This is a genomic window from Prolixibacter sp. DSM 2831, from assembly GCF_056493735.1.
In genome coordinates this window covers 2,763,238-2,777,240 of sequence record NZ_CM151379.1, presented here as the reverse complement: position 1 = coordinate 2,777,240, position 14,003 = coordinate 2,763,238, and the positions used below count along the sequence as shown (strand labels likewise).

General features: G+C 41.4%; 15 protein-coding genes. 3 read left to right on the top strand and 12 right to left on the bottom strand.

All coding sequences use genetic code 11. The features are described 5' to 3' along the window. The first annotated feature begins 75 nt into the window (after nucleotides 1–75). Nucleotides 76–1,374, top strand: coding sequence for a cysteate synthase (locus tag AC060N_RS11335; protein WP_479523896.1), 1,299 nt, complete (start codon nucleotides 76–78; stop codon nucleotides 1,372–1,374). Nucleotides 1,375–1,840: 466 nt separating this feature from the next. Here AC060N_RS11335 and AC060N_RS11330 read toward each other — a convergent pair whose 3' ends face one another. Beyond that, nucleotides 1,841–2,689 carry a mechanosensitive ion channel family protein gene (locus tag AC060N_RS11330; protein ID WP_479523895.1) on the bottom strand — a complete coding sequence of 283 codons (849 nt, stop codon included), beginning with the start codon at nucleotides 2,687–2,689 and terminating at the stop codon, nucleotides 1,841–1,843. A 762-nt stretch (nucleotides 2,690–3,451) separates the two neighbouring features. Here AC060N_RS11330 and AC060N_RS11325 point away from each other — a divergent pair. Then, nucleotides 3,452–3,931 (top strand): META domain-containing protein, encoded by a 480-nt coding sequence (locus AC060N_RS11325; protein WP_479523894.1) that lies wholly within the window; start codon nucleotides 3,452–3,454, stop codon nucleotides 3,929–3,931. Nucleotides 3,932–4,480: 549 nt separating this feature from the next. On the opposite strand, the gene AC060N_RS11320 is transcribed toward AC060N_RS11325, so the two are convergent. The 11 genes from AC060N_RS11320 to AC060N_RS11270 all read right to left on the bottom strand — a co-directional run bounded on the left by AC060N_RS11320 (nucleotide 4,481) and on the right by AC060N_RS11270 (nucleotide 12,556). After that, a complete protein-coding gene (locus AC060N_RS11320; RefSeq protein WP_479523893.1) occupies nucleotides 4,481–4,888 on the bottom strand; it encodes a GFA family protein in 408 nt (135 codons plus the stop codon). A 135-nt stretch (nucleotides 4,889–5,023) separates the two neighbouring features. Beyond that, nucleotides 5,024–5,362: a lipocalin family protein gene (locus AC060N_RS11315; RefSeq protein ID WP_479523892.1), complete on the bottom strand. Its 339-nt coding sequence runs from the start codon at nucleotides 5,360–5,362 to the stop codon at nucleotides 5,024–5,026. A gap of 79 nt (nucleotides 5,363–5,441) precedes the next feature. Further along, entirely contained in the window at nucleotides 5,442–6,494 is a 1,053-nt protein-coding gene (locus AC060N_RS11310) for a hypothetical protein (RefSeq protein ID WP_479523891.1), read from the bottom strand. Nucleotides 6,495–6,571: 77 nt separating this feature from the next. Beyond that, nucleotides 6,572–7,324, bottom strand: coding sequence for a transposase (locus AC060N_RS11305; protein ID WP_479523890.1), 753 nt, complete (start codon nucleotides 7,322–7,324; stop codon nucleotides 6,572–6,574). A gap of 52 nt (nucleotides 7,325–7,376) precedes the next feature. Then, the gene (locus tag AC060N_RS11300; RefSeq protein ID WP_479523889.1) at nucleotides 7,377–8,063 is read right to left on the bottom strand and encodes a contact-dependent growth inhibition system immunity protein; all 687 of its coding nucleotides are present in this window, start codon (nucleotides 8,061–8,063) and stop codon (nucleotides 7,377–7,379) included. A gap of 78 nt (nucleotides 8,064–8,141) precedes the next feature. Beyond that, nucleotides 8,142–8,546 (bottom strand): hypothetical protein, encoded by a 405-nt coding sequence (locus tag AC060N_RS11295; RefSeq protein WP_479523888.1) that lies wholly within the window; start codon nucleotides 8,544–8,546, stop codon nucleotides 8,142–8,144. Nucleotides 8,547–8,656: 110 nt separating this feature from the next. After that, nucleotides 8,657–9,511, bottom strand: a complete 855-nt coding sequence (locus AC060N_RS11290) for a site-2 protease family protein (protein WP_479523887.1) — start codon at nucleotides 9,509–9,511, stop codon at nucleotides 8,657–8,659. Nucleotides 9,512–9,582: 71 nt separating this feature from the next. Next, nucleotides 9,583–10,296 (bottom strand): zinc ribbon domain-containing protein, encoded by a 714-nt coding sequence (locus AC060N_RS11285; protein WP_479523886.1) that lies wholly within the window; start codon nucleotides 10,294–10,296, stop codon nucleotides 9,583–9,585. A gap of 86 nt (nucleotides 10,297–10,382) precedes the next feature. Next, a complete protein-coding gene (locus AC060N_RS11280; protein ID WP_479523885.1) occupies nucleotides 10,383–11,354 on the bottom strand; it encodes a hypothetical protein in 972 nt (323 codons plus the stop codon). 35 nt (nucleotides 11,355–11,389) lie between these two features. Next, nucleotides 11,390–12,085 carry a hypothetical protein gene (locus AC060N_RS11275; protein ID WP_479523884.1) on the bottom strand — a complete coding sequence of 232 codons (696 nt, stop codon included), beginning with the start codon at nucleotides 12,083–12,085 and terminating at the stop codon, nucleotides 11,390–11,392. Nucleotides 12,086–12,373: 288 nt separating this feature from the next. Continuing rightward, entirely contained in the window at nucleotides 12,374–12,556 is a 183-nt protein-coding gene (locus tag AC060N_RS11270; RefSeq protein WP_153639223.1) for a hypothetical protein, read from the bottom strand. A gap of 497 nt (nucleotides 12,557–13,053) precedes the next feature. On the opposite strand from AC060N_RS11270, the gene AC060N_RS11265 reads away from it, so the two are divergent. Then, nucleotides 13,054–13,716: a CPBP family glutamic-type intramembrane protease gene (locus AC060N_RS11265; RefSeq protein WP_479523883.1), complete on the top strand. Its 663-nt coding sequence runs from the start codon at nucleotides 13,054–13,056 to the stop codon at nucleotides 13,714–13,716. Nucleotides 13,717–14,003: the final 287 nt, after the last annotated feature.

Below are 14,003 nucleotides of genomic sequence, written 5' to 3'. Positions count from 1 at the left end.
TTGTAAACGCCGACCGGAAAAGGGGACGCCCTTTGGAAAAAAAACTTATTTTTGCCCCATAAATGAGATATTCCTATGGCCAACTTTACCAAAACAGAGTATTATCTTGAATCGTTGTGTTGCGGCACCCGGTTCAACGATGGTAACTGGGAATTGAGCTGTCCTGAGAACGAAACTCCATCCCTGATTAGGGCAATATATGCGCAAAAACAATTACGTGTACGTGAAGAGCTTCCGGGCTTGTATAAATATGCCGACTGGTTGCCCATTAACCGGGTACTGGATGGTTCCGGGGCTCCTGTGACGTACAAAAGCGAAGGATTTGCACGTGAGCTCGGATTGGAGAACCTCTATATCACCTTCAACGGGTACTGGCCGGAGAAAGGTGCAGTGATGAATACCGGCAGCTTCAAGGAGTGTGAGGCGTACTCAGTGTGCGCCCGGACCAATTACAACGAAGAGAAGACCATGGTTGTCGCTTCCGCTGGAAATACAGCCCGTGCGTTTGCCCGTGTTTGTTCGGAAAATAAAATCCCGTTGCTACTGTGTGTTCCTTCAGACAACCTGAAGGCGCTTTGGTTCAACGAACCGATTGACCCGTGTGTGAAGCTGATTGCTACCGAATCGGGAGGCGATTATTTCGATGCGATTCATCTGTCGAACATCGCCTGCGAAATGGAGATTTTCTTCCCGGAAGGAGGTGCCAAGAATGTGGCCCGTCGTGATGGAATGGGAACAACAGTTCTTTCGGCCGTTACCACTATCGGGCAAATACCGGATTACTATTTCCAGGCAGTGGGTAGTGGAACTGGAGCGATTGCTGCGTGGGAAGCCAACTTGCGTTTTATCGAAGACGGACGTTTTGGTTCGAACAAGATGAAGCTGATGGTTTCGCAGAATGCACCGTTTACCCCGATAAAAGATGCGTGGGAAGCAGGTTCGCGGAAAATGCTGCCGATGGACGATGCCGTTGCCCGGAAACAGGTAGAAGAGATTGATGCGAAAGTGTTGTCGAACCGGAAACCCCCGTACGGAATTTCAGGTGGCTTGTATGACGCTATGACTGACGCCGGAGGCGAAGTATTGGCGGTGACGAATGAAGAAGCTGATTTAGCCAGTACGTTATTCGAACTGAATGAAGGGATCGATCTGGAACCTGCCGCTGCTGTGGCTGCTGCTTCGCTGAAGCAGGCTGTCGAAGCCGGAAAGGTGGAGAAAGATGCTGTTATTATGCTGAATGTTACCGGTGGTGGTATCCAGAAATTCCAAAAGGAGAATAAAATTCAGTTTATGAAACCGGATTTGGTTTTCCCGGTTGACCCGGACCCAAGAATGGTGAAGGAACAACTTCAGGAACTGTTTTTGCAGGTTTGAAGAAAACATACTTAATATCGATATAGAGCCGTTGCCATCGCAGCGGCTTTTTTTATGGAAATTGAAACCTACCCATGTACGACCGGCAGCATCAAAGAGTTTTTCCGGCAACGCCGGATAGATATTCTTCACCCCCAATCAATTTGGGGGCGGGGAGCTCCCCCCTTTCGAACAACCCCGAAGCAGGTTGAATTCATTACTGCTTAGAAATCACATTTCACGAATCGAAATCTTCCTGTTAGCCCCCTCTGAGTGTGTTATTCTCCTATATTCAACTCCTTTCAGAGTTGCTTTATTTTTTGGGCTTAAATCCTCCGGTTTCGCCGGAGGTGATGAACATTTATCCCTAGCGGGAATCCCTCCATCACGACCAAAATACGTCCATCGAAGCCGAACAACAGAAACAACAGGAACAACAGGAACGATAGTAACCACAGTAACCTCAAGTCCAACCTGAAACCACGTGTCACGCGTTCAGTTCCTGCTGTGAGTTGTGGTGAATCAGGTTTTGGTACGGGTACGGAATTTCGATGCCTTCCTGGTCGAAACGCTCCTTGACGCTTTTCAGCATATCGCATTTCATCACAAAGGCTTTTCCATTGTCTTCGGCCCACAGGTAAGCACGCAATCGCACGTACCAGTTTCCTAATTCAATGACACGGACACGCACCACGGGTTCTCCCGCTTCTTTCTCTTCGTCTGTCCGGTTGTCGAACAGATTGGGATGTTTCATGGCCTCTTCCTGGATGAGAGCAATGGCATCATCAATATTGGAATGGTAGGCAATATCGAATTCTACCTGCGAGCAGATTTTAGCGTCGGCAATGCTCGAGTTAAGGATGGTTTCCGAGCTAATCACGGAATTGGGAATAATAACGCGCCGGTTTTCCGGATTCCGGATAACGGTATGCCGCAACGTGATGTCCTCCACGGTACCGTAATGTGTTTCGCTGAGTTTAATGAAATCACCAACACCAAATGGTCGGAAAACGACGATGAAGATGCCGCTCACGATATTGGAGAATGCCTGCTGTGACGCAAAACCCATGGCCGCCGCAAAAATACCGGCACCGGCCAGCATCGTACTTCCCAAGGTGCGTAGCCCGGGAATGATGAAGAAAATACCGATTACCGCCAACAGAAAAATAAGAAAGCTTATTCCATTCTTCAGGAAGTTATAGTTTGTTGGATCGAGTTGGATGCGTTTGGCCGCCCGTTTGAACGAACGGGTGATCAGCATCCGGACAATCTTCGAAAACAATACAGCCCCTATCAGGATGGCTGCCGAGACAAGTGCGTACTCAATCGGTTTCATATCATTCTTATAATGGTCGCTAAAAATCCGGAAAATATCCCGATTCTGCAATATGAAACCACGGATGGAGAAAAAGAAATTATGAATGCTAAATTTTATAATGAGCTTCGAAGTTGCCGGTAAGAGGGGATTAGCATGGATTTTCTTTGCGCTTTTTGCATGGTTTCTTTTACCACAAAGGAAGCTAAGCTTTACACAACGGTCACAAAGAGACCCGATAATCAATTAATAATAAGTAGTGTGAGATGAACAATAAAAGAGCCGGAAGTTGAGCAAAGCGAAATCCCGACCGCAGCGTCTGGGTCGAAAGTCTATGGTCTCCTGTCTTGAATCTTTTACTTAAAACTTAACACCGAAAACTTCTTTAACAACAGAAACAGGAAAACTGTAACCTGATTAGAGCGCGGCCACGATGTATCGTGGCCCTACCTATTCGCTACTGAGTGAATCGTAGGAGAACAACAGAAACAACAGGAACAACAGGAACCGCGTAGCGCAACCTGCAACCTGCAACGGTGAAGCGGAGATGGGGCGAAAAGGCGAATGGGAGAATATTGAAATCTGAAATACACAGCCAAACAACAGCAACAATCGAAACGGCGCAGCCCTAACTTGAAACTTTGTCTAACGTCTACAATCTAATGTCTATTGTCTTCAGCAGGTCTGTTTCTTGCTCAAGAACAGGGAGAAAAGCACGCTTTATTTCGTAACTTGAGTAGAGATAAATTCAGATACAACAAACGCTAACAAAAAACATCCCGTATGAAAAGAATGATGAAATCGCTTTCGCTGATAATTTTTCTCGGTGTTCTTACTTTCGGTGTGGGAGGAGTGAATCAGTTGAAAGCCCAACAGAAGAACGATGAAAAGGCGTTGCCGGAATCGACACAGGCCGGACAGAAGGAAAATGCTTTGGAGGAGAAGTGGGAATTAACCGAAATGGATGGAGAAGCGGTTGAGGAGATTTTTCCGCACAATCATCCGACCATCGAATTCAAAGTGAAGGAAAACCAGGTAGCCGGATTTGCAGGCTGTAATCAATTCCGCGGACAACTGGTGCTTGATGAGTCATATATCAAGATCGTGGGAGTTGTTGCGACCAAAAAGGCCTGTCCATTATTGGACGAAGAGGAGGAATTCCTGGCGATTCTTCAGGAAGTAGATCAATATCAACTTTCAGGAAAGGAGTTATCGCTCTGGAGCAACGGCCAGCTATTGCTTAAATTCAGGAAGGCCGAGTGATTTTAAGGCAGGATGAGCTGGACCCTTATTCATGTTTCTTGAAAAATGATAGTCGTCGGGAGAGGAGAGAAGCGGCGACGTGGCTTAGTACGTATGTGCTTGTAGTTAGTCAGACACTTTGGTCTATAATACCACTAACAACTTTTCCCTGAAGTTTAACTTTCTTTAATAGCTATTCAAATCAGTTAACAGAAAAAACGGACATCTTTGTAAATAGGAAAAGCAAGTTTTTTCATAGGAATCTTTAAGTTAGGTTAGTTTGGTTTAGTTAGGTTAGGTTAGTTTATAAAAGTCGGGTTCCCAGCCCGACTTTTTTATGTTTTTACGTTTCATCTCCGGTGCTAATTCGTGATAATCAAAATACTTTTACAGAAACCTGAATTCTCTGCGACCGTTCTTAGTCCAAAACAACAAATGGGAAATGAATAGGGATTTCCAACCGATATTTTTGTGCCAATAAACCGATTTCGGATAATTGCATTTGGGTGGTGTTTGTAAAGACGCCCGATTCGGGCACCAGTGCCCAATTTGGGCGTCTCTACCGTCTATTTAATCATCTGTTGGAAACCGTTCGAATTTCTTAAACGTATGCAGCGATTCGTCCCAATTCGCTTTCTTTGAGATGAAGATATGACCATCTGGTACTTTGTCCAATTTCGTATCTAAACTCCCTGCAGGTACCACTAACAGCTTGCCTTCCATTTGTAAATTAGGAAGTGCCGAACCACAAGTTGTGCAAAATGCTTTTACATGGTCCGTGTTCGCTAGTTGAAAAGTCTTAACTTCTTCTTCACCTTTTATCCATTCAAGTTTTGCTGTTGTCGAAAATAAATTGGCTGCATGAGCGGAACCCGTATCTTTCCGGCAATATCCACAATGGCATAAATAAAAATCTTCGAAATCGCCTACCACCCTAAATTGAACAGTCCGACATAAACATGAACCCAAATATTCCATAGGTTAATACCTCCTTTTTTCAATTTCTTAATCCAATAAAAGTGGTTTTCCACTGGAAACCTGACTAGTGGTAAAAATACAGTAACCATAAAAACCGTTAGCACAGCAAAAAATGATATCGTTTTGGTTATGGTGTTATTTCTTTAAATAGATTTTACTTTCAAAATTTTCAATAACCAATTTTGTTTTTGAAAGTTTAAGAATTTTATAATGCGCATCCTGTTGTCCGACATTTAGTGTTATCAGGTTTTCGTCTTCGTCAAAATACCATGTTCCGCTTTTAACCAGGTCGCCTTTACCTGCCTCGAATACACCATCTTGCTTAAAAGACATTTTATCAATGAAATTGTCCTGTTTCCTGGTTTTTGTATTGATGATTTTTGAAATTTTCCAGCTTCCCATTAATTCTGTTGGAGGTGTGGAAGACGTTAATGTGAAAAAGCTGATCAGGAGAAGTAAAAGTAATTTTTTCATAGAGATAGTTGATTACAGTTTTCGGCAACTAATATAGAAAATATTCTGGTTTGCCTTCGCCACCGGTGTCATGGCGTCTCTAATCGTCATTTTTCTTCACCAACCGAAAACTGTCCCACGACCATCGGATGCGATCTTCCAACGTTGAAAGAGAATGTAATTCTTCCGGGAGTCCCCTTTCTGATGTGTAAAGACAGGCGGTATTTCCTTTGCTTTTCTTATCCGTCCAGAAGAAAACCACATACGTTGAACGGATAAGTAAGGGCTTGCCGTCCGATAAATCATCACCGATATTCCGGTTTTCTATCGTAACAATTTGGGCATACTTCATCCCATCCGGCACCGTAACGGGTTTCATCTCCCAACTGATCAATGAATCCCGTTGCTTATCTAATGTTGATTTGACGAATTCGTCCCGGCAGTAATTTTCAAATTCGGTTTCAGAACTACATTTTTTGAGTGGCTGGTAAAGGATACCACCCCCTTCGGAATAGGTATTCGAAATGAATTGGTTTCGAAAGGAAAACGCCGTGCGAGATGGTGCTCGTACGATGAGCTCCCAGGAGGGCAGCGGCATGAAACTGTAATCATACTGATTGCTGGCATACCAACGAATCGTGTCTTTCCATGCATTTTCCCGAAAGTCATGGTTTCCCGTGATTGGCAGGAAACAGTACCGGTCTTGCACCGTATTGGGGAAGGCCTCTGTTCTGGCTTTGCCTTCCGTTTCATCCAGAATTTTCATTCTACCTAGAATACTCTTATCATCCTGCCTTTCCGGTTTTAATTCGACGTAGTAATTTTTCCCGGGAGAAAGGGGAAGGGATATCTCTACTTTTGCCTGATGAATACTCGTGTGAAACCGGATGTCTCCTGTCAGGAGCGTGTTGCCCCGGTATATATGATTCATTTTGGCTTTGACACAAAATCCCCGATCATCATTCATGATGACAGCCAACCAATTGTCGGGGAATTCATCTGCACGGTCTCTCAGGAAATAGATATGGGCGAATTTTGACGTATCGATGTTGGCCGGGCCGGGTACATAGGTGGATTGGGCATTCCCCATCAGGGGAAGTGTCGATAGCAGAATAACGAACAGGCGTATCTGATTTGATATGGTCGTTTTCATACCCGGTAGCTTTTTACATACAACCGACAATCAATGGTATATGAAAGGTATGAACTATTCCCGATACATGCTATTCGTTATTCCCCTTTCCATTCTGTAGGGTTATCCTGAATATATTTCCGGATTTGTTGCAATGATGCATCGTTCCGGATGATGTGATCGTGAAACCGGGATTGCCATCCAAAATCCGCGTGTATTTTCCGGGCACGGATGGTTACCATTCGTTTGTATTGGTTGATGATGACCCCCAATATGCCGGGATGCCATTTTTGTGATGCACGGGCCGTGCGTGACGGGGTGGTCGGTGGTGATGGGTCCGTACGGCGTGGATTGGCCAATGGTGGTGGCCCCGTAGAGACGCCCAATTTGGGCGTCTCTACATCCATCGCGCCACCGACCGCATTGGTATCCGTTTTATCAATCACCAAGATCCCATGCACATGATCGGGCATCACCACGAATTCGTCCAAAACAACAAATGGGAAATGGATGGGAATTTCCAACCAATATTTTTGTGCCAATAAACCAATTTCGGATAATTGTATTTTGGTGGTGTTCGTATGACCGGGATTGGCCGGTGATGGTGGGTTCGTATGGCGTGGATTGACCAATGGTGGTGGCCCCGTAGAGACGCCCGATTCGGGCGTCTCTACCCCGTCCATCGCACCGCCGACCGCATTGTCATCCGTTTCATCATCCACCACATCCCCGAAATAACATTCCCGGTGTTTCGTACAAATGGTCACGAAATACATGGCATTCGAACCATAATCCCAATGGGACAAACGGGCAGAAGGTATTCGGTATGTATTCCGGAATTTATCGGTCATGGTATGATGAACGGTTGGCCCCCTGGAGGTGGCGGTTCGTTGGAACTCGTCTTTATTTCTTTATCCATTTTGCTCCAATGTTTTCTCTTTCCGCACAAACTCCTTCTGGCATATCGGCTAATTCATTTATTGAACTGTCAATATCTGTTGCTTCCTCTAAACTTATTATTTTAATCTCATCCTCCGAGTGTCCATCTGCTCCACATGTAAATTCCCAACTTGAATCATCATCATGGCTGACAAACAAAATTGGTTTGCTCATGGTCATTACGTGAATACATGTGAAGCAAGCTGTATTTCGTTTTTCCTTGAATTTGTATTTCTTTTTCATCTCATTAAAGGCCTCCCAAAGTTTAGGTCCTTGTTCTTTTAAAACTTGTTCATTGTCCGAGATAATTGCTTCGAGTTCTGTGAAAAGGTCTTTTTCTTTCCTCCAAAATTCTCTGTCGATGGTCAGGACGGACTTCAATAGGTCGCCTTCGTAGAAATCACCTTCGGCCAAAACATTTTCCTTTAAAGTCTCGAGAGCCAGAGGAATTAGATACCTCAGTCCAATGTTCTGACTAATCATGATTCGTAACTCTTCCGTTTCAAAGTCCTTTAGTGGTTTCTTCCTCAGTTGATGACAGGTCTTAACTACATGACTGTCATGAGTCGGTTCAGCCCAATAGTCCTTCTCAAGATTCTCTAAACTCATGGACTTCCAATCATTTTTATATTTCGTATTAGGTGCTTTCAAATCCTTTGGCTTTTTTCAAGTTTTGCAAACGGTCACTTGTATGTGGTCGGGTAGCCCCGCCTATCATACGAAAATATGTTAGGCCTTGTTTTTCTTAGTCTTATCAAACAGTGTCTTGCCAAGATACACAAATATTAGGTAGGGGATTGTCATAACAAATCCGAAAATGGCTTTCAAAGGCCAACCAATTCCCATGATGCTCGTTACAAGGTCATCTACACGCTCTCTATTTTTGGGTAATACATTTTCATAGTTCATGCCGTCCACACGATATCCATAATGATTAAGAAGCATTAAATTGGAAATATCTGTCCAGGCTGCAAATAAAGGAATTAACAATGCCATTAAGAATAAGCTTATAAGGAAATACTTGATGGCTATTCTTTTGGAGGTTCTCCTTTTCAGCACACCAAGCAATAATATCGGTAACGAAATGATTAACCCAAGAATTAAAACATTTGATATGGTTATGATGGTTTCCATGTTTTGTTTGGTCGTGCTCGTTTAAATAAGGTCTAATCGTAAGTTGTAGGTTGTCAATACATCCCGATAGCACTGTTCAATGAAGTCGACTGTTATCAACCTTTTTTGCTTTAGTTCAGTAATATTAAAGCCATAAAAGCAGCCACGATTAAGCTGGAACAAACAATTCTAACCACTCTCAATGCGTGTTTGTTAAATTTTTTCTTCCTGATATTTTCAATAAGAGTGATTATTGCATTTCCTAAATCTAGTCCAGGTATCGGTATCAAATTTAATAATCCGATTATTATTGAATTAAGTGCAAGTAGATATAAAAATCCTTTTAGGTTCTGAATACCTTTTATGGCAATAAAGCCTGAAATAGCATTGGATTTTCCTGGTGAGAAAAAATAACTATGCACTACTTTCAATGCCGTTGAAAAAGTTGCTAAAGCATCTCCAAACCCTAATCTTCGTTCATTATATTTCAATTGTTTGCCGGGCAACGTATTCGTGGAGTCCGGCCCTAACTTTGGTTTGAAATGAGCAATCGAACTATTTTTCATTAGTGTTAGCTTGTCGGCATAGGTCACAATTATTTTTTCATTCTGGCGTCCTCGCTTCACCATGACTTCAACATTACCAGGAGCAAGTATTATAGATTTCAGAATGTCGGAAAAACGCTCGACCTTTTGATTATTTATTGAAAGGATCTTATCTCCGTTTTCAAATCCAATAGCTTTGGCATAATCACTACACTCAATCCCAAATACAGCATTATCATTTAGTAGGTATTTTTCCTTGCTTGTCAGTGTTATTGATAAAATAATGAGGAATGCCAAAACCAAATTCATAATAACACCACCCATCTCAAAGAAGTATCGATTCCAGCCAAACGTGTCTCTCAACTCCTTAAAGCTCTTTTTTCGAATCCATGAAGGAACCCAATGGCCCAATTTGTGAAATATCAGTGCTAGTATTATCATGTTTTGTTATCAGTTAAAACGTTGGTAACGATCACCCGTACATGGTCGGGTAGCGTCTGTTCGCAGAACAGTTATTTGATTCTTAAACCACAATTCAGACAGTTATTTGATGCTTTGTCCAATTTAGCTCCACAAGCAGGACAGAGGCTTGTATCGTCTATCCATTCCGGATTCCATTTTTCTATTTCTGAATCCTTAATCTTATTGAGCTCAACGAACTTTATGATTCTTTCCTTTTCTTTCAGATCGGTATTTGGGTCAATAACACCATTTTCTACTAACTCTTTTAGGGTTTCAACCTTTTCTTTGGTAATTATTTCGGCTGCTCTTTCAGTAAGTATTTGATGATATTTTTGTTCTAAACCTGTGGAGAAATCTGAATCTTTGTTTCTATTGCTTCTTAGTTCTTTAAGGTACTCTTTTCTGGTCATTTTAATAGCGTGCAACAATTCGCTATTCTTTATTTGATAATCTTTAAGACTGAGAATCAACAGTCCGATTGGTCCTGCAAAAAATCCAATCACTATCCATGTGGCAGGTTCCCTTCCTGTTTGTTTGGCAATTCTGTATGACCAGAATATTGAAACAATGATTAAAAACCATAAAGTAATAACCAGTATCTCGAAAATGTCGAAGTTATCGAAAGTAGGGATTGAGTTATTTTTAAAAGTATGCTTAACCATTAATGCATACACAAAAATATACAGCGCCAATACGGCAATTGAATAAATTGTTGCCTTGTAATTCCGATGTGGCTTGAGTGATATGAGCTTATTTATTTGCATTGGTTTTGATTAAAGGTCACTTTTTTGTTGTCGGGCGATCCCGATATATTGGAGTTCCTACCTGCCATATTATTGTTTGGCATATTTCATTTAAATAAATATAGCTCGTCATCTATTTTTATTTCATCCATTTCTTTGCACTTTTTTAATTCCTGCTGATTTTCGATTGGATAAAATGTATCGATCCTAAAATACGTTTTCATTCCAGAAACACCTCTCACACTTTTGAGCTTCCTAGGAGATATCCATACGGAATATAGTCTTTGCCTGTATTTGAAAATAACATTTCTATCATTATCGAGCTTAATTTTAAATCCATCTATTTTTTCAAGTATTTCTTTCAACTGAATACCTATGTAGGAATAATCAATTTCGTCGTTGTGAAATGATTTTTCAAGTTCTGTTTGTTTTATTATTCGAGCATAATGTCTGAAATAAATATGTACTAACGTATACAAATTAAATTCAATACTCTTATTGTCAAAATGAATTGTGATTTCTTCTCTATGCTTATCTATATATTCAAACATCATATTTCTTAAGTATCTAGACCGTAGAAAAGTAGATTTGTGTTTAAACTTGAATAAATTACTTTCATAGAAAACTCCTGAGAAATAGAATTCAGGACTTTTGGACAATGACTTTATTTCATGCCGGGTTTCTTTGGCTACCTGTTTAGTGAGATTGCCTGTCTCTTTAGATTTTAAGATTTTTTTCCATTCCTCATAAAAAGCTTCGAGTTGTCTTAAACCAACTCTTTTTTGCTCCGCATTGAGCATTCGTCCCCACTTGTCCTTCAATTCAGTTATTCCATGTAAGTCTTTATAAAAAATTCTGTAAAGGTCATTGAAGATATGCTCCTGACAAACATCAAAATCCTCAGGAATTCCATAATTTTTATATACAAGTCTAAGATTGGTGCAAAAATATTTAGACTCAGTATATGACAAATCATTTTGCTTTGCTCTTTCAAGCAAGTTAAGAAAGACAGGTTCACTTTTTGCAACATCCTCCGATTCTCTAAAGTAATATTCCAGCTCGTCAGGAGTATATTTCATTTTTGATATTGCGTTTTATTCTGGGATTAGATTCATTAATTATCAGTTGCTATTTCATAATCAAAGAGCTCTTCTATTATCAAGTCTCTTATTAGATAAAGGAGAGCTTCGTAAACTTTAATAATTTCATTCAACCCAAAAACACCAATTCTTTCTGTTTTTGTTTCTATCAGTAAGCTATCATATAAAGTATTGGATTTGTAGCTAATTTCGAGAGCTTTAATGTCGAAACAAAAGCAGCTTACTTTCTGAATAACTTCATCTTCAATATGCAAAGAATGAGCTGCCAAAATTCTTTCAATTTCAACTCGAAAATTCTTAATCCTACCGTACTCCATCGAAACAATATCATATGTTTCGTTTAACTCTCTAATTCTAAAAAAGTCATTGATTACTAAAGTCATTTTTGGAAAAACAATTGGATTAAAAACGTTTATATTGAAAAGAGTAATGAATTTATAATTTTCTGTATTTGATTTCTTCGTGAATAAAGCAATGCGCTCCTTGTTCAATTCTTCGTTTTTAAATGGAGAATCAATTAAAAACTCACTCAATTCCTGCAGTATCGCACCAATCTTTACTGCAGAATACTTCATATTTCGTTTTTTAATTAATCGTAAAGTAAATTTAGGAATCAACCAGATGGAAATCACTATACTTGGAATTAGTAGAAAAATTCCAGCTACTATATTCACCCCAAAAGAGTCCCAGTCAAAAACAATGTAATTCATAAATTCCTTTCAATTATTAGATGAATGCTTTTTTTGCTCGTGTTGATAAAGAGTTAGTTGTGATTTTAGTGCGGTCTTTTTAACTGATTAAGAGGTATTCATTTCATGTATTAATTGGGTGGAAACACATCCGTTGAGAATTCTTATCACATATCTCTTTGTACAACTTGGTTGCTGTTTTATGGCTTATTAAGATAGAAAATAATTCAGAGAAACTTATTGTTTACCAAATAAAATCGATTGAATATCACACCAAAAGCCCCGCATCGAGCGGGGCTTTTCGGTAGCTTAATTTTTGGTGAGGGCAATGGTGAGGTCGGTGGTTTCGCCGGAGTTCACCACAATGTCAAGCAGTTTCTCGGTGTAACCATACTTGCCGGCTTTCACCTGGTACATGCCGGGCTGCAGCTGGCGAAGTCCGTTCACCACATAGCGAACACTCCCCACCAGATAGCGGAGGCTGCCCACCACTTAGCGGACGGTCCCCACCAGTTAGCGGAGTCTGCCCACCGCTCAGCGGATAGTCAGCACCAGTCAGCGAAGTCCGCCCACCACATAGCGAGCACTCCCCACCAGTCAGCGAAGTCCGCCCACAGCCGTTTTTATTCAACGGTGTCAGGGCTGAAAATAATGATGTCCCGGTTTGTTTTGAATGGTTTGCGGAGGCATCGAAAAATCATGCGCACGAAATAAAAAATGATGCCTATGAAATTTGAACAGGGTAGAATCCTAACTATCCCTGCATTATAGTTGGCCTTCGTGTTTGAACTTGGTTCCCGGTCTGGTAGGGCCACGATATATCGTGGCCGTGCGGTATCTTGGTTTCAGGTTGGGGGGTGTGGTTAGGAGAGATTCTGTTGTCAGTAGTTTAAATTGAATTTAACGTAACGATTCCTTAGATTCGTTAAGGCATTTTGACCGATGCGAGATTACATTACTGTGATGAACCTGGCTAATGACCGACAAAAATGATAAAGGAGTTTTTTCGTTACCTAAAACATCCTTCGTATATCAGGAAAGAGCCTGTTGATGGATTGTACTTTTTTCTGCTGATTTTCTTGTATTTTCTACTTGTCATTCCGGCAGCTATTCCTGCGCATATCTGTATGCAGTTGGAGGGCTTAAGCAGGTCGGAATTCGACGATCCTTTCTGGCAGCTGTTTATCACGGTCGTATTCCTGGCGCCGCTTTTCGAAGAAACCCTTTTTCGGATGTTGCTGCGTCCGCTGAAACAAAACCTTTGGGTTTTTTCCATTATCATCACGGGGCTTTCTGTTTTGCGCTTGATCAAGGGCGACATGATTCTGGGGATCATCTTTGCCGTTTTGGGAGTCGGTGTCATTCCCTTCTTCTCATCGTCGTTGTACCGGAAGAAGCTGCAGCGCTTTATCGTTCGTTATTTTCCCTGGTTCTTCTATGCGAGTGTGATAGCATTCGGATTTATCCATGTCACGAACTTTCATCCCCTGAGTTTGGAAGTGCTGTTGCTGGCACCGTTTCTTACGCTACCGCAGCTCATCATGGGAACCTTGTTGGGGTTTGTCCGGATGAAATACGGCATCATCTATTCCATGCTGTTTCACTCCACCATCAATCTGATTGGGTTTATGCTTTCCGGCGCGCATTTGTAGAAAGTTGGTTTCAGGTTACAGGTTTCATGTTGTGGTTGCTGTGGTTTATGTTGTTACTGTTGTTTCTGTCGTTAATATCGTTACTGTTGTTGGGCTTCGATGTTGCGTTAGTGCTGCTGCTGTAGGGCCACGATATATTGTGGCCGTGTTGCAAAGGAATTCCCGTCAGGGATAAATATTCATCACCTCCGGCGAAACCGGAGGATTTAAGGCAAGTAAGTAAAGCAACTCAGAAAGGAGTTGAATATAGGAGAATAATAACCTCAGTGGTTGCCAACAGTAAGCAT

Coding starts and splice junctions, on each gene's coding strand:
- AC060N_RS11335 (WP_479523896.1), top strand. CDS start 76: ATGGCCAACTTTACCAAAACAGAGTATTATCTTGAATCGTTGTGTTGC.
- AC060N_RS11330 (WP_479523895.1), bottom strand. CDS start 2,689: ATGAAACCGATTGAGTACGCACTTGTCTCGGCAGCCATCCTGATAGGG.
- AC060N_RS11325 (WP_479523894.1), top strand. CDS start 3,452: ATGAAAAGAATGATGAAATCGCTTTCGCTGATAATTTTTCTCGGTGTT.
- AC060N_RS11320 (WP_479523893.1), bottom strand. CDS start 4,888: ATGGAATATTTGGGTTCATGTTTATGTCGGACTGTTCAATTTAGGGTG.
- AC060N_RS11315 (WP_479523892.1), bottom strand. CDS start 5,362: ATGAAAAAATTACTTTTACTTCTCCTGATCAGCTTTTTCACATTAACG.
- AC060N_RS11310 (WP_479523891.1), bottom strand. CDS start 6,494: ATGAAAACGACCATATCAAATCAGATACGCCTGTTCGTTATTCTGCTA.
- AC060N_RS11305 (WP_479523890.1), bottom strand. CDS start 7,324: ATGACCGATAAATTCCGGAATACATACCGAATACCTTCTGCCCGTTTG.
- AC060N_RS11295 (WP_479523888.1), bottom strand. CDS start 8,546: ATGGAAACCATCATAACCATATCAAATGTTTTAATTCTTGGGTTAATC.
- AC060N_RS11290 (WP_479523887.1), bottom strand. CDS start 9,511: ATGATAATACTAGCACTGATATTTCACAAATTGGGCCATTGGGTTCCT.
- AC060N_RS11285 (WP_479523886.1), bottom strand. CDS start 10,296: ATGCAAATAAATAAGCTCATATCACTCAAGCCACATCGGAATTACAAG.
- AC060N_RS11280 (WP_479523885.1), bottom strand. CDS start 11,354: ATGAAATATACTCCTGACGAGCTGGAATATTACTTTAGAGAATCGGAG.
- AC060N_RS11275 (WP_479523884.1), bottom strand. CDS start 12,085: ATGAATTACATTGTTTTTGACTGGGACTCTTTTGGGGTGAATATAGTA.
- AC060N_RS11265 (WP_479523883.1), top strand. CDS start 13,054: ATGATAAAGGAGTTTTTTCGTTACCTAAAACATCCTTCGTATATCAGG.